The organism is Peribacillus sp. SIMBA_075 (assembly GCF_046534585.1).
The window spans coordinates 1-16,461 of the sequence record NZ_JAWRYN010000027.1 but is presented as its reverse complement, the minus strand read 5'-3'; the positions used below and the strand labels follow the sequence as shown (position 1 = coordinate 16,461).

Here is a 16,461-nt window from a genome sequence, read left to right as displayed (position 1 = left end):
TTTAATAAAAGGTATTTCATACCTACATCTATGTATGCTTACATTGCTTCTTCTTTATATAAAGAAGAAGATCAAAAGAGGGAGAACAAGTCATCTGGATGACCTGTTCTCCCCCTCTTTTAGAATAATCACTTATTGTATTTCAAAGTCCAGGATGAATTTGCTGCAGACCCAATAAGCTTAAATGCTCAATGAATCTCGAACCCCTTTATAAAGCCTTTATGTTCTCTTGGATGATTCTTGCGATAGCTTTAAAATCATACTTATGGTTGACGACATCTACAACAAAATCCTGTTCTTCTTCTAATCCCATAAGCCATTGATAATGATTGATTTTCAGAAACATAATAAGTGAAGCAAGAGCTGTCCTCTTGTTAGCGTTGTGGAACGCATGATTTTTTGAAATGGATTCGAATAAGGCTGCAGCCTTTTCATGAATAGATGGGTAAGCATCATTCTCGAAAACAGTTTGTCTGGGTCTGTTCACTGCAGAATCAAGGAGACCGGTATCTTTCACACCGATTTGTTCACTAGGAGAATAAATTTTTATTTGAATGGCATTGATAGCAATAATCTGATTAGTGGAAAGATAGATAATATCCAACTTATCTATCCACCAATCCCTTGAATGCTTCGTCATGTTCTTTAATAACATCTGATAACATTTCCATAAATTCTGCATCTACACCTTTAGGTAATTTCACATTTTTATTTTTCCTTAATATGATTTCTTCACCCTTGAATTCAACCTCTAATTCGTCTCCAAAAGCTAAATTTGCAGTTTTCAACATTTCAACTGGAAACGTAATTCCCAAGCTATTTCCGACTTTAGTTAATTTCCTAATGGCCATTATTCATTCCTCCTTCAAAAAAAGTTATAATTGTTATTACTATTATAACATTAGTCATTATTGTTTATACTACTTTATCTTAAATGTTGTTATTTTTAGCCTGCGATCATTCGAACATCCATTTTTTTACTCATTTCTTATTTTTTAATCTTATTCTATAAAAACCGTTCATAAAAGTGTACTTTTACGAACGGGTGTAACAATGCAATACCGCCCATTCGGAAATTTATTAGCTTTAAATGGCGCTCAACCATTTTTATTAAATACAACATCTTCCTTTTTTAGATATTATCAAAATAATAGATCTACTGATTTTGTCAATTTTAGTCTCAGCCTATCAGCCTGGGATCACTTTATCATACCAAGGGTTTTTGCTCGTATTTCCAAATGAATCCTTGACAATGTAAGCGCTTTCTTTCATGATGATAATAGGTTGGATGGCATGCGTGGCCGTCATAGTATCTGGCGTAGGTGGGGCCATACCCGGAACAGTACATAGTAGAAATCCCCTATTTTATGCAACAACAATCTTCTTCCGAATAGGGAACAGTGATTCATCAATCATGTTATTTAAACTCTGTATTCGGTCAAATTCAGGGTTTCCCTAGCTTGAAAGCTCCCCTTAAGATCCCTTCAAATATGTATGCTAGTTTTATTGTAGAATAGGAGGTACTTTATGGAGAACAAAAAAAATTCCCTTTACGATGAATTACCGTTAGAATTATTGGCAGGATTTTATTATGAAATAAATAAGAACATTGAAAAAGGGATCTTGTCTGGTGCTATGTATCATGAAATTAGATTAATGGAACGAACAGCGTTAAAAAGGGGTATCTCACTTGAATACCTACATGACAAGTCTGCTTGTATAATTGAAGCCGAGAAACTACTAAGAGAAACAACCCTGCAACCCTAAGAAGTCCAATGATATTTTTTAGTCTACCCTAGGGGAGGCCAATACCTGGAACAGTATATAGAATAAATCCCCTTTTTATTAACCCTCTTGGCTACCAAAGGGTTGTTTTGGTGCTAACCTACAGCTTTTTACTTAAGTGGAAACAAGAAGATTAGAACAAGTAGAAATGACCCTGTACCAGCTTCTTTACTGCCGATACAAGGGCACTGGCAATAGTTGCTTTTAGGTTATCACTACTATGAAATATGTATGTTCGCTCTTCTTATTGAACTCCCTCAGTTTGATACAAATATCTCTCGAATGCTCACTTATTCGAAGGATTTCATAACCCTTGTAATTTGACTTCCGGGTAATTGAAATGAGAACAGATCATTTTGGCTTCGTGAAGGCATAGTTAAATAAAGGAACCAGCTACCACTCCATATTTTACCATATAATGTACATCTCCACGCCGCCCCTGGAGGCTATCCCTCCCATGTCTCAACGGGTCAATTGCCCTCTCATTCCTTCGTCATGCCTATCCAAAGGGGTAGGGGCCAGTTATGCTAACCTTATGGGTCACAGTGCCCTTTTGTTCAAGAAACCTGGTACTCCGTACATATTTGAAATCCTACGAATAAGACAACATTCAAAATAAAGTTAACTATTTTAAAATGATACATTCTATATAACTAATGTTTTTATTTCTATGCTGCTAAAGGGATTGATACTTGGACTTTATTTGGACAATAAGACTCGTTTCGTCGTGCTATTCCTACAAAAATCCTTGCTAGTTTTCCTATCAGTTTCATGATTGACTTAATTTTCTTTATCTTCTTTACCTTTACATTATGGGAATGGACGGCTTTAAACTCAGGGTTATTCATCACAAGGCTCATAGTTGCTAAGTAAAGGAATCGTCGTAGTCTTGACCTTCCACGCTTTGAAATGACAATCTGACCTTTCCATTTGCCTGAACTTGCTTCAGCTAGATGTAATCCCGCATGCCGTAATAGAGAGTTTCCGTGAGAGAAACCACTTAGATCTCCTGATTCACCCAGTATCCCGGCTAATGAAATTTCACTTATTCCTTTAATCATAAGTAGTTTTTTTGCAAATGGTATTTTGTAGAGAACTTCTTTAACTTGTTGTTCAACTCTTTCGAGTTGTTTTACAGCGAGGTCATATTCCTCTAATAATTGTTCTAAATGTAATTTATAAGCATCAAGAGCTTGTTCGGTCCCAATTGAGGATTTTGCTAGATTGATTAGTAACTGAGCCTTCTTGGGTCCTGGTTGTCGTTTCATTAAAGACTTCCAACCCCTCATGACATCTAGTGTTTCTAGTGAAGATATTTCATCCGGTGTAGGAAATAAACGAAGGGTTGCGATGGCGCCTTTGCACGTTACATCTTTAAACACTTGTCTGAGTTCAGGAAAGACCACATCCACCCATCGATTTACTTGATTAATAGAGATCACGAGACGTTTAACAATTACATCACGGTTCGAAATTAGAACTCTAAGTTTCTCAAATGATTCGGATGTGGGACGAACAAAGGAATAATAGCCGTTTTTGACCATATCCGCAATAACAAGGGCATCTTTTTTATCACTTTTCGATTGAATATTGTCACGATTCTCTTTATTCCTTTTTACTAAGTGGGGATTCACAGTAACTACCTCAATGTTTTGTTTAACCAGCCATTTTGATAAGTTAATCCAGTAATGTCCTGTAGGTTCCATACCCACTATTGTGGAATCTAAGTTTTTAGTTTTTGTAAGTTTTGAATCCAACTTAATAGTTTTACGAACCCCTCTTCATTATTTTCAAATATAAGAGGATCTCCAACTACAATTCCACGGAAGTTAACAGCTCGAGCAACATGTAATTGTTGGGCTATATCCACACCTACAATTAGATGTGTATCGGAAATTCTTTCTATTAGTTGATTTTGTTTGTCTTGCATTTTAAAATTCATATTAAGGTTCCTCCTAAGGTTTTGAGTTAGAGTGATGTCTTACTCATATCTTACTGAGGAGCCCTATTTTTTTCAAAGCTGAAAAATAACGAACTACAGGAATGTTAACCTGCCCCGATAGTTGCATAAAAAAAAGCTGCCTTAAAGACAGCTCTGATATTCAGCTAACGCACCCGTTAGTTTAAGTACATTCCTTCACAAATCGTTTATTCAATAAGAAATCCAACAAAGTTAATCATTTCCTTCGTTTCCTCTCAGTTGTTCCATATTATCGGTCCCCAGCTCCTGATAGGCTCGGTAGGCTAGCACAAGAATAAAGGATGTCACCCCGAAGCTGATGACGATTGCTGTCAGGATGAGAGCCTGTGGCAAAGGGTCTACATAAGAATCAGCATGCTGCCCCAACAACGGCGCAGCTGCATCCTTTTTCAACCCTCCCATCGTAAGTATCAAGAGGTGCGCGCCATGGCTTAGCAAACCTGTGCCGATGATGATTCTAATCAGGCTCTTTGAAAGCATCATATAGGTGGCGCACATAAACAAGACGCCGATTGTAACAGACATTAAAATTTCCATTATTCAATCACTCTCCCTATTGTCAGAGATTTATTATAACTTAACAAACCTGCCACTTTAGTTCATTAAGCAAAAAGGCAACCAAATGGCAGCCCCGGTTCTCAACACGCACCCGATAATTGCATAAGACCTATTGTAGAGTTGACCCAAACTACACGGTAAAAAGGCACCGGAATAGTGCCCATCACCTTTATTTTTCTTTTGGAGGATTATTGTGTTGAAAATTTATAAACTTAACAACAGGTTGACCATTCGGGTTGAATTCTTTGTTATTTAAAATTGGTTCCACACCAAGCGTTATTGTATCAATTCCTAAAGGCTTTGCTTTCTCTTTTGGAACAAATGCAGAGTGGGTTAAGACAGTAAATTTCAATATATAGCTAGAACTGTATTCTCGTCCTGGTTCACTTTGTAACAATTCAACAACATCGTAATTCTTATCCCACCAATCATATCCAATGTTTATTGAGTCAGTATTATAATAATCCTTTACTGCTGTTAAAATTTCTTCCTGGTAAAGTTGAACGAAAAAATTATCAAAGATTTGTTCCTGTCCTTTAGAACTATGTTGATGATTTTTTTCAGCTTGAACAGGCAAGATATTAGTGCCAAAAGCAAGTAAAGCTACAAAAACACAAATTAATTTTCTCAAATAAATTCCTCCTGGATTTTATTATTTGTTATTATCCGTAGTTGGAGAAAGTTTAATACTTAAAGATAAATATTTATGTCACAGTTCGACTAAACTTTGTACTAATGCAACTAACCTGCCCCGTTAGCTGCATAAGAAAAGGGCTGCCACAGCAACCTCAATTAATCAACTAAACACCCGTTAGTTCAATTATATAGAAATTTATATGAATCCTCTTTCCCTAGTGGGTTGAGGAATACTTATGACAAAATTACTCCCATGGTAAAGATAAATGCACAGATTAATCCTAAAAGGAATAGCAAGATTCTCCGTATTAACGTTGGGGAGAATTCATACGTAAGATCCAATATCACTTCAATCAGGCTAGAAGAATTACCTATATACATATCATCGATTTTCTTTTTATTTCCAAAGATGGCATACCCCATAAGAAAATAACCCAGTATTGCAAAAATCGCTAAACTCACTTTTAACCACATTTTAATATCTCCTATAGTTGTTTTAATTCCACTCAGTAGTCAGTGTTAATTTTTCGTTATAGTTGCCTATCATTCCCCACTAAAATAGTGACTTGGCTAAATATATTGTCTTCAACAGTATATCACCTTGTTGAACTAACCTGCCCCGATAGTTCCATAAGAAAGGGCTGTCGCAGCAACCTTCGTTATTGAAGTAAAGCACCCTTTAGCTCAATAAGAAAAACATATCTTGTTAAAGTAATACATTTTATAACGGTTTATTTTTATTTTTGGTTAATACCATTAAAGTAAAAAATAAGTTAACAATTCCTACTATCACAAGGATTCTTGAAACATTTAAATTATCTATAGAACTCAAAACCACAATTTGAATAATGATACTTACTAAAATGCTTAAACTTAGCTTTTTATTTATACCAATCTCCCCCTCAACTAAAATTTATTATACACCACCATATTTTCAGGATAATTCTTGTTAAACTATCCTGCCCCTTTAGTTTAAGTACATTCTTTCACAATCTCAATAGTGTAGAGCCTTTTTAGACACAATCCAATCACCTACAAAATAGAGTTCATAATGGGGTACCGCCACATGCCCATCAAGCTAAGGGCATGTGTCTGGACCCCTAGTTAAAAAAAGAAGATGCGAGTTAAATGATATACTCACATCTTACTAGATTTATATTATTACATACTTTTTTCGTTCTTATTATTCGATTTCTCTTGATCTGTCTCATCATCTGAAACTAGATCTCGTGTTGAGTTTTTAAATTCCTTTAATGTTGAGCCGACTGCACGACCTAGTTCTGGCAATTTTGATGGACCGAAAACGATAAGTGCAATTACAAGAACTAGTATTAATCCGGGAATTCCTATATTTTGAAACATAAAGTTGACCTCCAATTGTTCATTTTAGACTTTTAATTTTTTTTGAATATCAATCGTGTACTGTGCTTCTGGAATCCATTGTTTACGGTAGAAATCCCGTCCTTTTACGATGATCTTGTCATCGTAAACTTCCAAATGCAAACCTTGGCTTTCATCCATGCCAAAAGTTGTATAATAGACAGATGTAGTATTAATCATTGTAAAATCCTTCTGGATTATACTTGGACGAAGTAGGTCTTGATGGGTATGACCTGAGAATATAATGGACTGTGGGTATTTCGAGAGAATATCGTTCAGTTCTTTATCTTGAATTAGAGATGGATAAGAAGCATCAAAAGTATGTTCCATTTGTTGGTGAAGGAATACAAAAATAGGTTTTTTGTTATTGCTACGTTTTTCCAAAGTATCTTCCAGCCAATTCAATTGTTCCTCGCTTAAATTTGCTGCGTCTTTATATGGCTCATCTGGTCCCCAGGTTTCAGAGCCAAGAAAAATAAAAGAATAACCTTTGACCATTTTCTCATAATACACGTGATCTTCACCTATAAAGTCTGTAAACCGTTTAATATTCACTTCGTTGCCCTGTCTGTTAAAAAATTCGTGGTTCCCAATGGTCATATACGTTTTCTCTGGCTTAGGAGATTGCTCTAATAGTTCTCTAAATTTTGAATATTCCTTTTCTGTACCGTAATTCGTCAAATCTCCATTGATAACCATAGCATCTACTTTCGGGTCGATTTCGTAAAGATCTTGAAGTGCAGCCGAAAACTTTTCAGAAGTCAGTGGAGTACTAATATGTATGTCACTGATCACATTTAATGTCATCTTTGGTTTCATGATGGATGAACTAGCTGCTGCACTAGCTGGTAAACCAGGAATTGAGTTTACTAGAGTTACTCCCATAGCAGCTCCAACAAACATCGTGGTCTTCTGTAAAAAGGTGCGGCGATCCATTTCCACATTAAAAGAATCATTTTTTACCGTTTTTACTTCTTCGTTTAATACGTTTTGGTCTTTCATATTTTTTTTCATTGAACATTTTTCCCTTCTACTCAGTATTATTAACAATATTAATAATACTGAGTAGATAATAATTTAATAATAGATACATGTAAGAATTATGAGTTTTGGAACAAATAATAGCGGTTATGGAACCTTCTTTATAGAACTATCGGGGCAGGTTTGTTGCATAAGGCTGTTCAGCAATTCAAATAACGGTATAGTATAGTTTAATTAAAGTTTGAACAAACTACCACCATAAAAAAAGGTGGGTTCCTATGATTAGATGGTTGTGTTTATCCATTTGTTTTATTTTTGGCTTTAATACTTTTGGGAATGTAGTTGCTGCAAACGCAGGCAGAATTCCACTTGAAGAAGCTCTATTCGATATAGGTTACAGGCCTGTTGAGGAAGCTTTGAAGACCTGCGAATCATACTTTAATAAAAAGATAAAAATTCCATATAAATTGCCACCTATAGCTTTCACACATCAATTAGGCAGATGCAATCATACAATTGGAATAAACAATGAGCTTGAAGTTGAGCTAATTAATGAAAATATACCGAAAAACCATTATGTAATCAGAGTTCGACCGAGCGAACACAGGATTAATTTTACACAAGAACGGATTGACAAAAAGTATAAAATAAGCAATGACACTTATGCACTATATGTGACAAACCGAGCCCAAGTATGTAATTATTTGATTTTTGAAAAAGATGGTTGGCAGTATATGTTAGGAATTGATAAGAGGATATCTGATAAAGTTCCACCAAAGGTTTTAATAGAAATAGCAGATTCATTCCTATAATGATGAGTCATTAGGGGCTAGGGGTTTTTCTTATTGAGCTAACGGGTGCGTTAGCTCAAGATCAGAGCTGTCTTTAAGGCAGCTTCGAACTTAAGCTAACGCACCTGTTATTTCAACAAGAATTAAACTTTCAGTTGTTTATAATCTGTCTTCGTAAACCAAACACATTACCGGCTTAATATGAAGCCAGGATCATGATGATGTTCATTATACCCTAATTAATTCATCAAGCCTTGTTGAAAAGCATAACTTGTTAGTTGAACTCGATTATCTAAGTGAAGTTTACTTAATATGTTTTTCAGGTGACTTTTAACTGTATGTTCCGAAATAAAAAGAGTCTCTGAAATTTCTCTATTTGATAAACCTTTGGCCACTAATTGTAGCACTTCTAATTCTCGCTTAGACAAAGGTGTCTTCTCTTTAGTCATTGTGCTTTGAGGGAAGTCCTTTAAGATTTGAAAGGCGATTTCTTTTGACATTGGTACCTCATCTAAAGCAAAAGCTTTTAAATATTCATACCATGCTTCCGATTGAATGTTTTTTAATAAATAGCCTTGAGCCCCTTTTTTTAACGCATCAAATAAATCTGTGATATCATCTGAAACCGTAATCATCACAATCTTCACATATGGAAATTTAAGTTTTATTCTTTTAGTTGCTTCTAGTCCGTTCATTACTGGCATTTGAATATCCATTAGAATAATATCAGGCATTAATTCTTCGGTAAGTTTAATCGCTTCCTCTCCATTTTTCCCTTCTCCTATAATAAGAAAGTCTTCATATTCTTCTAAAATTTCTCGAATTCCTTCTCTTGCATGAGAGTGATCATCAACAATTAGTATTCGAAAAGGTTGCATCTACTTGTTCTCCTTTTTTAATTCAATGATGGTTTCATTATCTTTTCTCTTCATAGAAAATTCCCATTCCATATCTCTGGCTCTATCTTTAATGATTTGTAGCCCATAGCCCTTGCTAAACTGAATTGTTTCATTTGTGAATCCTATTCCTTGATCTTTGACTTCACAAATCCACCCATTGTCTTTTTCTCTTGAATGAATCGATATTTGGTTAGTTTTTGCATGTTTGATGACATTCACAACGGCTTCTTTTATACACGCAAACAGCTCTATTTTTTCTTTCGTTGATAGCGTATCTTCTTGTATTCCCCATTCTAACTTTACATCCATCAAATGATTATTCTTAAGTTCTGTTACATACTGATAAATGGTTTCTGTCCAACTAAATGGATCTTCACTTGCTAAGTATTTTAAGTTTGTAATAGCTTGACGAGTATCCTCGTGAACGTGCTGTAACGTCTGCTTAATTTTTTGAAAATCCGAATCATGTTCGAGATGATTCTTTCTTCCAAACTTATTCATTTTTACGGATAAGAGAAATAAAGATTGGGCAATTCCATCATGAAGTTCTCTTGCTAACTTTTCTCTCTCAATAAGTGCTGCTTTCTTGGCTTTTTCCGATCTTAGCTCTTCTTGAAATCGTTCTAAAATTGAAAATAAATGCCGTAAGAAGATGAGTGTAACGACAAATACTAATACAGGCGAAAGAAAATTCCCCATATCCATTGAGATATAAGGAAGAAGTAAGGCGTGTCGAATGTATTCCCATAACGTGATTGTCACAGTTGGAAGAATTAAAATGAGCCATTTTATTTGTTTATACTTCAAGCTTTCACCTTTTTTCTACATGAAATGTGTCTATATTTTATCATCTGCACTAAAATTTTTTACATTTTTTCTTTAAAATCACTCTTTCGAGTTATTATTTAATCTTTTCATTCTGCCTATAATAATGTGGATGACGGCTTGGTGAAAGGTTATCTTTCGGGATGACTTTTTCTAATTAAAAGCGAAATTAATTATTAATCGAAACTGCAGTGGCATGAACAAGTATCCAGTGTTGACTCTTATTCATGTTATTAGTGGTGCCACTGACCATTTGCCGTAAAAACTAATTTAGCACATTTATTAATTATGGTTGTGTTTTCTTACTCTGATCCTGTTCCCCATTTTAATAAATAACTTTCTAAAAAGGGATTTTGGGTTGAGGTAACGAAAATACACCTAATTCCTTTTATTATCAGAGAGGTAGATTTACAATTTATGGTATATCTTTGGATTTCAAAGGTTTAAGCCTTTACGTGGGAAATTCGATAAATGTTGTCTTTACCCCTTTTTAGAAATGCTTTGGAAGAGAAACTAATTTTCATAATAGGATGACACCAAAATCAAGAGTAACATCATAATCATGGCTATCATCATTAAAGACTAGACTGACAAAGTGAATCTATTCGAGAGCGAGGAGGCTAAAGAAGTGAAAATAATGCATTACATAATGTTTCTCCTCTTATTATCATTTTGCATGCCAGCTGTATCTGAAGCAGCAAGCACTTTGCAATCTAAAATTGATGAAGCTCCCAACGGTGCCACGATTAAAATAGAGGATGGAGAGTATGAGGAAACAGTGGTAATATCCAAGCCATTAACCCTTGAAGGAACGGGTAAAGTCCTTCTTCGCTCTTGTGAGGCTGAGCCGGTAGTTACCATTCGCAATAAGGGTGTTACTCTAAAAAATATCAAAGTGGAACACTGTGGGGATGAAAAAGAAGACACAGCTATTTATGTTACTGGTTCTAATCATATTCTGGAAGGACTTAATATTGAGGCTAAGCACTTCGGCATTAGACTTGAAAATGCGACTGACGTGACAATCCAAGACAGCGAGATTATTGGCATAAATCAAGGGAATGGAATCGATTTATGGAAATCCAACCGAAATAAGTTTGATAACCTTAATATAACCAATGTTTCTGACGGAATTTATTTAGAACAAAGCAATGAGAATACTTTGCATGGAAATAACATCCAAAAATCACGTTACGGTATGCATCTCATGTTTTCCAATGATAATATACTTGACGAAAATGTATCTAGATCAAATACAACAGGCACTGAGTTGATGGAATCAAAACGGACAGTCGTTAGTAATAATCAGTTTTCTTCTAATAACAATAGTGTGAATGCTCAAGGACTGTTAATATATTTGGCTTCTGATACTGAGGTGACCGGAAATGAGTTTATTTCCAATCGAGTAGGCATTTTTATCGAAGAAGCTGAAAATAACCGATTGGATTCCAATAAAATCATGGACAATTTTACAGGAGTACAGTTTTTAAAATCGAATGGAAATAAGGCAGTAAATAATACATTCGTTGGAAACGTCAACGATGCACAGGCCATAGAAAGCTCAAATAATCAAGTAGATAGGAATTATTGGGACGCCGCAAGCAAGGTTGATACAAATGGAAATGGAGAGAGTGAAATTGTCTTTACTGCTGACCCATATTTTCTTACCTTAACGGCGGATGTTCCGGAATATCAGCTGTTTTTTCAAGCACCAGGAATTATCCTGTTGCAAAATATGTTGAAAAGTCCGGCTGAACAGTTGTTAATAGATTCAGCCCCTCTAATGGACATGACGATGGAAGTAGCAAAAGAACAATCATCGAGTTTTAGTTTATGGATTATGAGTGCAGTGATGATTTTAGCAAGCTTTAGTCTATTTATACTTGGGAGGAAAAGAAGATGAAGAAAAAACTATTTAGTTTTATTGCATTGGCAGGAATAATTATGAATCTCACAGCATGTGGAAATGATGAGGTTAAACCTGTTGCGATTAATGAAACAACGGACACTTGTGATACATGTAATATGGCTGTTATTGACGACCAACATGCTACCGAAATTATTTTGAAAAATGGTAAATCTATGGTTTTTGATGATGTAGGCTGTATGTATGAATGGGTTCATGCAAATGAAAATAAACAAATTGATGCTCAATTTGTCCGTGATTACAACGATAAAGAGTGGGTTTTAGGGGAAGATGCAACTTATGTACACAATCCATCGGTTAAAACACCAATGGCCTATAATGTAGTATCGTTTAAAGATAAAGTTTCTGCTGAAGAGTTTGCTACTGCAAATGAAGGCAGTACGCTAATGACAGCAAAGGATTTAGCTGACTATGGTTGGGAGCAAAACAATGAAATGATGCAGAAACAAGATATGAAGGACCATTCACATTCAGATGGCGCTGAAGATAGTCATAGTGATGATTCTCATTAAAAGAATAGGGGCCAGCTCCGTTTTCGGGCGGTCCCTTTTACTTTATCAGATAGTTATATATGAGGTATTTATGAACTGAATTTTAGGTATTTATGAACTGAATTTTAGGCATTTAAGATACTTAGGTAGAAGATTGTTCGAAAAGAGGAATGAAGATGTGGAATATTTGGCGCTCTGAACTGCGCATGACGGTACGACAGCGATCTTATTATTCTTTTTTTTGCTTGTGGGTCGCTGTATTATCTCTCTTATTTTTATTGCAAAGCAGCTCCCCCTCCTTAACTGGATATACCAATACGACTGGTACTGTAGTCAATGTCGCTTTATATATCATTCCACTTTTCATGTTGATCATTGGTTCCTTTTCAATCGCCAATGAAATGGAAAATGGACAATGGCGGTTGTTGAATACCTATCCGTTATTTACATTGTCGTACATAGTTGGGAAAATAGGTGGTCAATTCACGGCTCAAGCGATCGTATTCACGTTCAGTTATGGAATTAGCTTGGCAATAGGTCTAGTGAGTGGGAGTGTTTTTTCCAGTGATTGGCTTTTGTCTATTTACTTTTTCTCTATTACTCTTATTTTTTTCTTTCTCATCCTTGGTATAACCGTAGGGTGTATCGTATCGACAAGGTGGCAGGCGTTATCAATTTCAGTCATTATCTGGTTTTTCCTAATTATGATTTGGCCGACTGCATTAATTGGTATTTTAGGATTGCTCCCTTACCCATGGATTGCCCCATTGATGAAATTCGCATTATTTGCCAATCCTGCTGAAATCATTCGGGTGTCCTTTGTCATGTCACTTGATGCAGGAGCTGTTTTTGGACAAGCATATGATTCACTTGTGACTTTCTTAGACTCTTCTTTCGGAATCATTATCTATATATTATATGTCATTGGATTTTTGACACTGACGTTATTATTTTCGATGCTTATGCTGGAATGGAGGAAAAGGCGATGACAGGATTAAAAGTGGATGGTGTCTCGAAGGTTTATAAGAAAAAGACTGCGTTATATCCATGTTCTTTTGAAGTAACGGAGGGAACTTGCCTTGTGTTATGCGGTGGAAATGGTGCTGGCAAAAGTACATTACTGCAAATAATTGCGGGTATTCTTTATCCATCAAGTGGTACAACTTCTATAAACGGAAGAGTAATTAAATTCGATCGCGAGAACTATTTAACCGAAATCGGCTTCATGCCTGATGATTTCCATGCCCAGGAAATGATGACAGTTGAAGAGTTCCTTAGTTTTTATGGATCTTTACGGAAAGTGAAAAGAGATAGGATTAATGAAGTAATGGATTTGATAGGCCTTGGTGATAAGAAGCGTGAATTAGTAAAAAGTTTGTCTAAGGGTATGAGGCAACGCTTATTATTTGGGCAATCAATTTTAGCCAAACCGAATGTTTTGCTACTGGATGAACCGACAAATGGATTGGATCCCTACTGGGTAAACCGGTTCGTTGAAATTCTTAATCAGATTAAAAAAAATGGTACAATTATCGTTTTTTCTACCCATATGATGGATGTAGCAGCCGAGACGGGCAACATTATTCTGTTTATGAAACAGGGGGAAATCATTCAGACAATCAATAATGAAAATAAGGTAGAAGAGACGACGATGAAGTTGTTGAAGCTTCATCGCCAATGAGAATCGCATTTGTCAGGATTTTTTTAAAGAAACAACTATAAGTGCAAAGATGACGACATTCCTGTTGAGTGCAGATATTAATCTCAACTGTTGCCATCAATAAGTCATGCTTTTGATTCTTTGAAACAAGCAAAACAATTCCAGTTGGGATTTGGTGGGAAAATGTATGGTTTTAAAGAAGTATCTCAAACTATAACTATATAAATGCATGGTAAAGACTGCTGCTATCTGAAACAGTAGGAGGAGAATAGCAACAGTAAAAGTAGATACAAAACAAAAATCATATTAAGTTACTCTTGATGGGGGTTTAGAAGTGAAAAAAGGCAATTATAATCGTTTATGGCAATGGCATTTCTATGCAGCATTATTTATCGCACCACTACTGATTACATTAACACTAAGTGGCATTGGATATTTATTTTATACAGATGTAGAAAATAAAGCTTACGATGAATTATTCTTTGGAGAAAGCGAAAAAACGGAACAATTAACGATTGATGAAGGCATTAAGAAGGCGGTAGAGCAATACAAAGGCTATTCTGTCTCGAAAGTTATTTTATTAGATGATCCGTATAATACACGCTTAACGATGACAAATGAAGATGGCGACCAAAAATATGTATTCTTAGATGATAATTATGAGATGGTCGGTAGTCAAAGTGCGAAACATACATTTTCAAATGTTATGAGAGAGATACATAGTTCACTTTTTATAGGTGGAACTGTTGTAAATTATTTAGTTGAATTAGCTGCATGCTGGGCAATCTTCTTGCTGTTTACTGGTCTTTACATGACCTTTAAGGGAAGGGCATTGAAGAAAATACAGAATCCAACGAAGCGACAAAAAAATAAAAAATTGCATGCGTTAGTGGGAACAATTATTACAATTCCCATGATTATCATTATTTTTACCGGCTTACCTTGGTCAGCATTTATGGGCAATTTTATATACTCAGCAGCTCAAGAGCATCCTTCTATTGGGATTCCAACACTAAAACAACAGCCGCCAACTTCGGATATGAGTGAAATTCCATGGGCTACTCGTAAAAATGAGGCACCCACATCAAGCGAGTCTCATGCACATCATGGTGATATGTCTGCTATGCCAGGTATGTCAAATGACAGCAGTATGTTAAGTGTCGAACAATTGATCAATAAGGTTGAGGAAGCTCATATTTCGAAACCTTATTCAATTATATATCCAGCGACTGAAGAAGGTGTATACACTGTATCTAAGGGTAGTAATACTGGTGTGACCGGTTTAGACGTTAGCCCGTATGATGAAATGACAACCTATTTCGATCAATATAGTGGAAACTTGATTTCAAAAGTGAGCTATCAGGATTATGGCATTTTGGCAAAATGGTTTACATGGGGCATTCCATTACATGAAGGTCATTTATTTGGCTGGCCAAATAAACTTATTAACTTATCAGTTTGTCTCTCCTTCCTATTCGTCATTTTTTTGGGAATTAAAACGTGGCTATCTCGTAAAAAAGAGGGTAAATTCTCAGCTCCACCAAGAGCTTCAAGTGGTCTTTCGGTTGGCTTTATTATCTTTATGATAGTTTTAGGGTTAGCTATGCCATTATTCGGGATTTCTTTAATCGTGGTGGTTATTATTGAAGGAATTATTTATCTCCTCAATAAAGAAAGAAAGTGACAATTGCAAATTAATCTTTATTAAGAATTGAACACCGTTCGTTACCTTAACTAATAGAAGTTGATATTTTATTAACAAAAGAGATTTCCTTTAAATCATGAAGGTATATTAAAGTTTAAAATATAACAAGGTAAAGAAAATGTGGTTTAAATTGAAATATGGAAGCCAACGAGTTGATAGAAGCTCAACTTGGAAAGGGTTGACTCTAGCATTATAAAAATTAAAATGCAGGAAATAATTCCATTAAATAAAAATCAAATCAAAGACAAAACCATAATCATCACCACTAAATCTATTAAATTCCGGTATGCAATCGAATACCGGAATTTTTGTATGCACTTTAGGCATAATATGGAATCCTTTAGTTTAAGTACAATATTTCACAATCTTATCTATATACATGAATATACAGTTCTCTTTAAAGGTGTTGTTCAATTATCTGGCCCGATTGCTGAACAAAAGTAAAAAAGCAAACATTTCATAAATAAGTTATTATTTGTTCCAAAACTCGTCCTTTTTGAACACATGTCATGACGCTTTGAATAACTCTTTTTTTGTCACTATTCACGTCATAAAACCCTGTTCATTATTCTACGTCCAATAACCTATTAAAATCTATCTTATTGTAGATTTGAAACAAAGTTTGTTCAAACTAATACAAAAAACTTTGATAAATAAATACAAAGGGCATGTTTTGAAAATAGATTATCAAAACATGCCCTTATACTACTATTGAATTGGATTATTCTTTCATAAAAAACGCTGATCTTTTTGTCTTCCTTAATAATGCAGATAGGTAAGGGTTTGAAGTTATCGTTCCCTTTTCCCCCTGCTCGCACCGTAGGTGCAACTTTCATCGCATA

Annotated in this window: 16 protein-coding genes and 2 pseudogenes; 7 read left to right on the top strand and 11 right to left on the bottom strand. The window is 35.2% G+C overall.

All coding sequences use genetic code 11. The features are described from left to right. Nucleotides 1-208 precede the first annotated feature (208 nt). Both SB775_RS17970 and SB775_RS17965 read right to left on the bottom strand, forming a co-directional pair. Nucleotides 209-598, bottom strand: coding sequence for a type II toxin-antitoxin system death-on-curing family toxin (locus SB775_RS17970; protein WP_410862660.1), 390 nt, complete (start codon nucleotides 596-598; stop codon nucleotides 209-211). Nucleotides 599-605: 7 nt separating this feature from the next. Next, on the bottom strand, nucleotides 606-851 hold the full coding sequence (locus SB775_RS17965; RefSeq protein ID WP_048689328.1) for an AbrB/MazE/SpoVT family DNA-binding domain-containing protein: 246 nt from the start codon (nucleotides 849-851) through the stop codon (nucleotides 606-608). A 676-nt stretch (nucleotides 852-1,527) separates the two neighbouring features. Here SB775_RS17965 and SB775_RS17960 point away from each other — a divergent pair. After that, on the top strand, nucleotides 1,528-1,767 hold the full coding sequence (locus SB775_RS17960) for a hypothetical protein (protein WP_410862587.1): 240 nt from the start codon (nucleotides 1,528-1,530) through the stop codon (nucleotides 1,765-1,767). Between the two features lie 686 nt (nucleotides 1,768-2,453). Here the strand turns inward: SB775_RS17960 and SB775_RS17955 are convergent. From SB775_RS17955 to SB775_RS17930, 6 genes and pseudogenes are all read right to left on the bottom strand, one after another. Then, nucleotides 2,454-3,727: pseudogene (locus SB775_RS17955) on the bottom strand (IS110 family RNA-guided transposase). Between the two features lie 231 nt (nucleotides 3,728-3,958). Then, nucleotides 3,959-4,303 carry a Na(+)/H(+) antiporter subunit C gene (locus tag SB775_RS17950; protein WP_367411943.1) on the bottom strand — a complete coding sequence of 115 codons (345 nt, stop codon included), beginning with the start codon at nucleotides 4,301-4,303 and terminating at the stop codon, nucleotides 3,959-3,961. Between the two features lie 190 nt (nucleotides 4,304-4,493). After that, nucleotides 4,494-4,955, bottom strand: coding sequence for a hypothetical protein (locus SB775_RS17945; protein WP_410862585.1), 462 nt, complete (start codon nucleotides 4,953-4,955; stop codon nucleotides 4,494-4,496). 239 nt (nucleotides 4,956-5,194) lie between these two features. Beyond that, complete coding sequence (locus SB775_RS17940; protein WP_410862584.1) at nucleotides 5,195-5,434, bottom strand: hypothetical protein; 240 nt, start codon at nucleotides 5,432-5,434, stop codon at nucleotides 5,195-5,197. Between the two features lie 687 nt (nucleotides 5,435-6,121). Next, nucleotides 6,122-6,322 (bottom strand): twin-arginine translocase TatA/TatE family subunit, encoded by a 201-nt coding sequence (locus SB775_RS17935; RefSeq protein ID WP_410862583.1) that lies wholly within the window; start codon nucleotides 6,320-6,322, stop codon nucleotides 6,122-6,124. Between the two features lie 24 nt (nucleotides 6,323-6,346). Beyond that, nucleotides 6,347-7,354 carry a metallophosphoesterase family protein gene (locus SB775_RS17930; protein ID WP_410862581.1) on the bottom strand — a complete coding sequence of 336 codons (1,008 nt, stop codon included), beginning with the start codon at nucleotides 7,352-7,354 and terminating at the stop codon, nucleotides 6,347-6,349. A 245-nt stretch (nucleotides 7,355-7,599) separates the two neighbouring features. Between SB775_RS17930 and SB775_RS17925 the strand changes: the two genes are divergently transcribed. Next, the gene (locus tag SB775_RS17925) at nucleotides 7,600-8,133 is read left to right on the top strand and encodes a hypothetical protein (RefSeq protein ID WP_410862580.1); all 534 of its coding nucleotides are present in this window, start codon (nucleotides 7,600-7,602) and stop codon (nucleotides 8,131-8,133) included. A gap of 218 nt (nucleotides 8,134-8,351) precedes the next feature. Here the strand turns inward: SB775_RS17925 and SB775_RS17920 are convergent, their stop codons facing one another. Together SB775_RS17920 and SB775_RS17915 are read right to left on the bottom strand one after the other, a co-directional pair. Continuing rightward, the gene (locus tag SB775_RS17920; RefSeq protein ID WP_410862578.1) at nucleotides 8,352-8,990 is read right to left on the bottom strand and encodes a response regulator; all 639 of its coding nucleotides are present in this window, start codon (nucleotides 8,988-8,990) and stop codon (nucleotides 8,352-8,354) included. Next, nucleotides 8,991-9,818, bottom strand: a complete 828-nt coding sequence (locus SB775_RS17915; protein WP_410862576.1) for a sensor histidine kinase — start codon at nucleotides 9,816-9,818, stop codon at nucleotides 8,991-8,993. It abuts the gene before it with no gap. A 655-nt stretch (nucleotides 9,819-10,473) separates the two neighbouring features. On the opposite strand from SB775_RS17915, the gene SB775_RS17910 reads away from it, so the two are divergent. The 5 genes from SB775_RS17910 to SB775_RS17890 all read left to right on the top strand — a co-directional run bounded on the left by SB775_RS17910 (nucleotide 10,474) and on the right by SB775_RS17890 (nucleotide 15,598). Then, nucleotides 10,474-11,739: a right-handed parallel beta-helix repeat-containing protein gene (locus SB775_RS17910; RefSeq protein ID WP_410862658.1), complete on the top strand. Its 1,266-nt coding sequence runs from the start codon at nucleotides 10,474-10,476 to the stop codon at nucleotides 11,737-11,739. Beyond that, nucleotides 11,736-12,275, top strand: coding sequence for a nitrous oxide reductase accessory protein NosL (locus SB775_RS17905; RefSeq protein ID WP_410862574.1), 540 nt, complete (start codon nucleotides 11,736-11,738; stop codon nucleotides 12,273-12,275). The genes SB775_RS17910 and SB775_RS17905 overlap by 4 nt, the downstream gene beginning before the upstream one ends. Nucleotides 12,276-12,430: 155 nt before the next feature. Continuing rightward, nucleotides 12,431-13,243 carry an ABC transporter permease gene (locus SB775_RS17900; RefSeq protein ID WP_410862573.1) on the top strand — a complete coding sequence of 271 codons (813 nt, stop codon included), beginning with the start codon at nucleotides 12,431-12,433 and terminating at the stop codon, nucleotides 13,241-13,243. Continuing rightward, on the top strand, nucleotides 13,240-13,935 hold the full coding sequence (locus tag SB775_RS17895; RefSeq protein ID WP_410862571.1) for an ABC transporter ATP-binding protein: 696 nt from the start codon (nucleotides 13,240-13,242) through the stop codon (nucleotides 13,933-13,935). The genes SB775_RS17900 and SB775_RS17895 overlap by 4 nt, the downstream gene beginning before the upstream one ends. Before the next feature lie 313 nt (nucleotides 13,936-14,248). Continuing rightward, nucleotides 14,249-15,598 (top strand): PepSY-associated TM helix domain-containing protein, encoded by a 1,350-nt coding sequence (locus tag SB775_RS17890; protein ID WP_410862569.1) that lies wholly within the window; start codon nucleotides 14,249-14,251, stop codon nucleotides 15,596-15,598. A 647-nt stretch (nucleotides 15,599-16,245) separates the two neighbouring features. On the opposite strand, the pseudogene SB775_RS17885 reads toward SB775_RS17890, so the two are convergent. Beyond that, nucleotides 16,246-16,461, bottom strand: a pseudogene (locus SB775_RS17885) (hypothetical protein); the annotation flags it as partial.

Bases quoted from the DNA above. Each gene is read 5' to 3' on its own strand.
- SB775_RS17935 (WP_410862583.1), bottom strand. From the start codon at position 6,322: ATGTTTCAAAATATAGGAATTCCCGGATTAATACTAGTTCTTGTAATT.
- SB775_RS17895 (WP_410862571.1), top strand. From the start codon at position 13,240: ATGACAGGATTAAAAGTGGATGGTGTCTCGAAGGTTTATAAGAAAAAG.
- SB775_RS17960 (WP_410862587.1), top strand. From the start codon at position 1,528: ATGGAGAACAAAAAAAATTCCCTTTACGATGAATTACCGTTAGAATTA.
- SB775_RS17950 (WP_367411943.1), bottom strand. From the start codon at position 4,303: ATGGAAATTTTAATGTCTGTTACAATCGGCGTCTTGTTTATGTGCGCC.
- SB775_RS17905 (WP_410862574.1), top strand. From the start codon at position 11,736: ATGAAGAAAAAACTATTTAGTTTTATTGCATTGGCAGGAATAATTATG.
- SB775_RS17925 (WP_410862580.1), top strand. From the start codon at position 7,600: ATGATTAGATGGTTGTGTTTATCCATTTGTTTTATTTTTGGCTTTAAT.
- SB775_RS17910 (WP_410862658.1), top strand. From the start codon at position 10,474: ATGCATTACATAATGTTTCTCCTCTTATTATCATTTTGCATGCCAGCT.
- SB775_RS17930 (WP_410862581.1), bottom strand. From the start codon at position 7,354: ATGAAAAAAAATATGAAAGACCAAAACGTATTAAACGAAGAAGTAAAA.
- SB775_RS17965 (WP_048689328.1), bottom strand. From the start codon at position 851: ATGGCCATTAGGAAATTAACTAAAGTCGGAAATAGCTTGGGAATTACG.
- SB775_RS17920 (WP_410862578.1), bottom strand. From the start codon at position 8,990: ATGCAACCTTTTCGAATACTAATTGTTGATGATCACTCTCATGCAAGA.
- SB775_RS17940 (WP_410862584.1), bottom strand. From the start codon at position 5,434: ATGTGGTTAAAAGTGAGTTTAGCGATTTTTGCAATACTGGGTTATTTT.
- SB775_RS17900 (WP_410862573.1), top strand. From the start codon at position 12,431: ATGTGGAATATTTGGCGCTCTGAACTGCGCATGACGGTACGACAGCGA.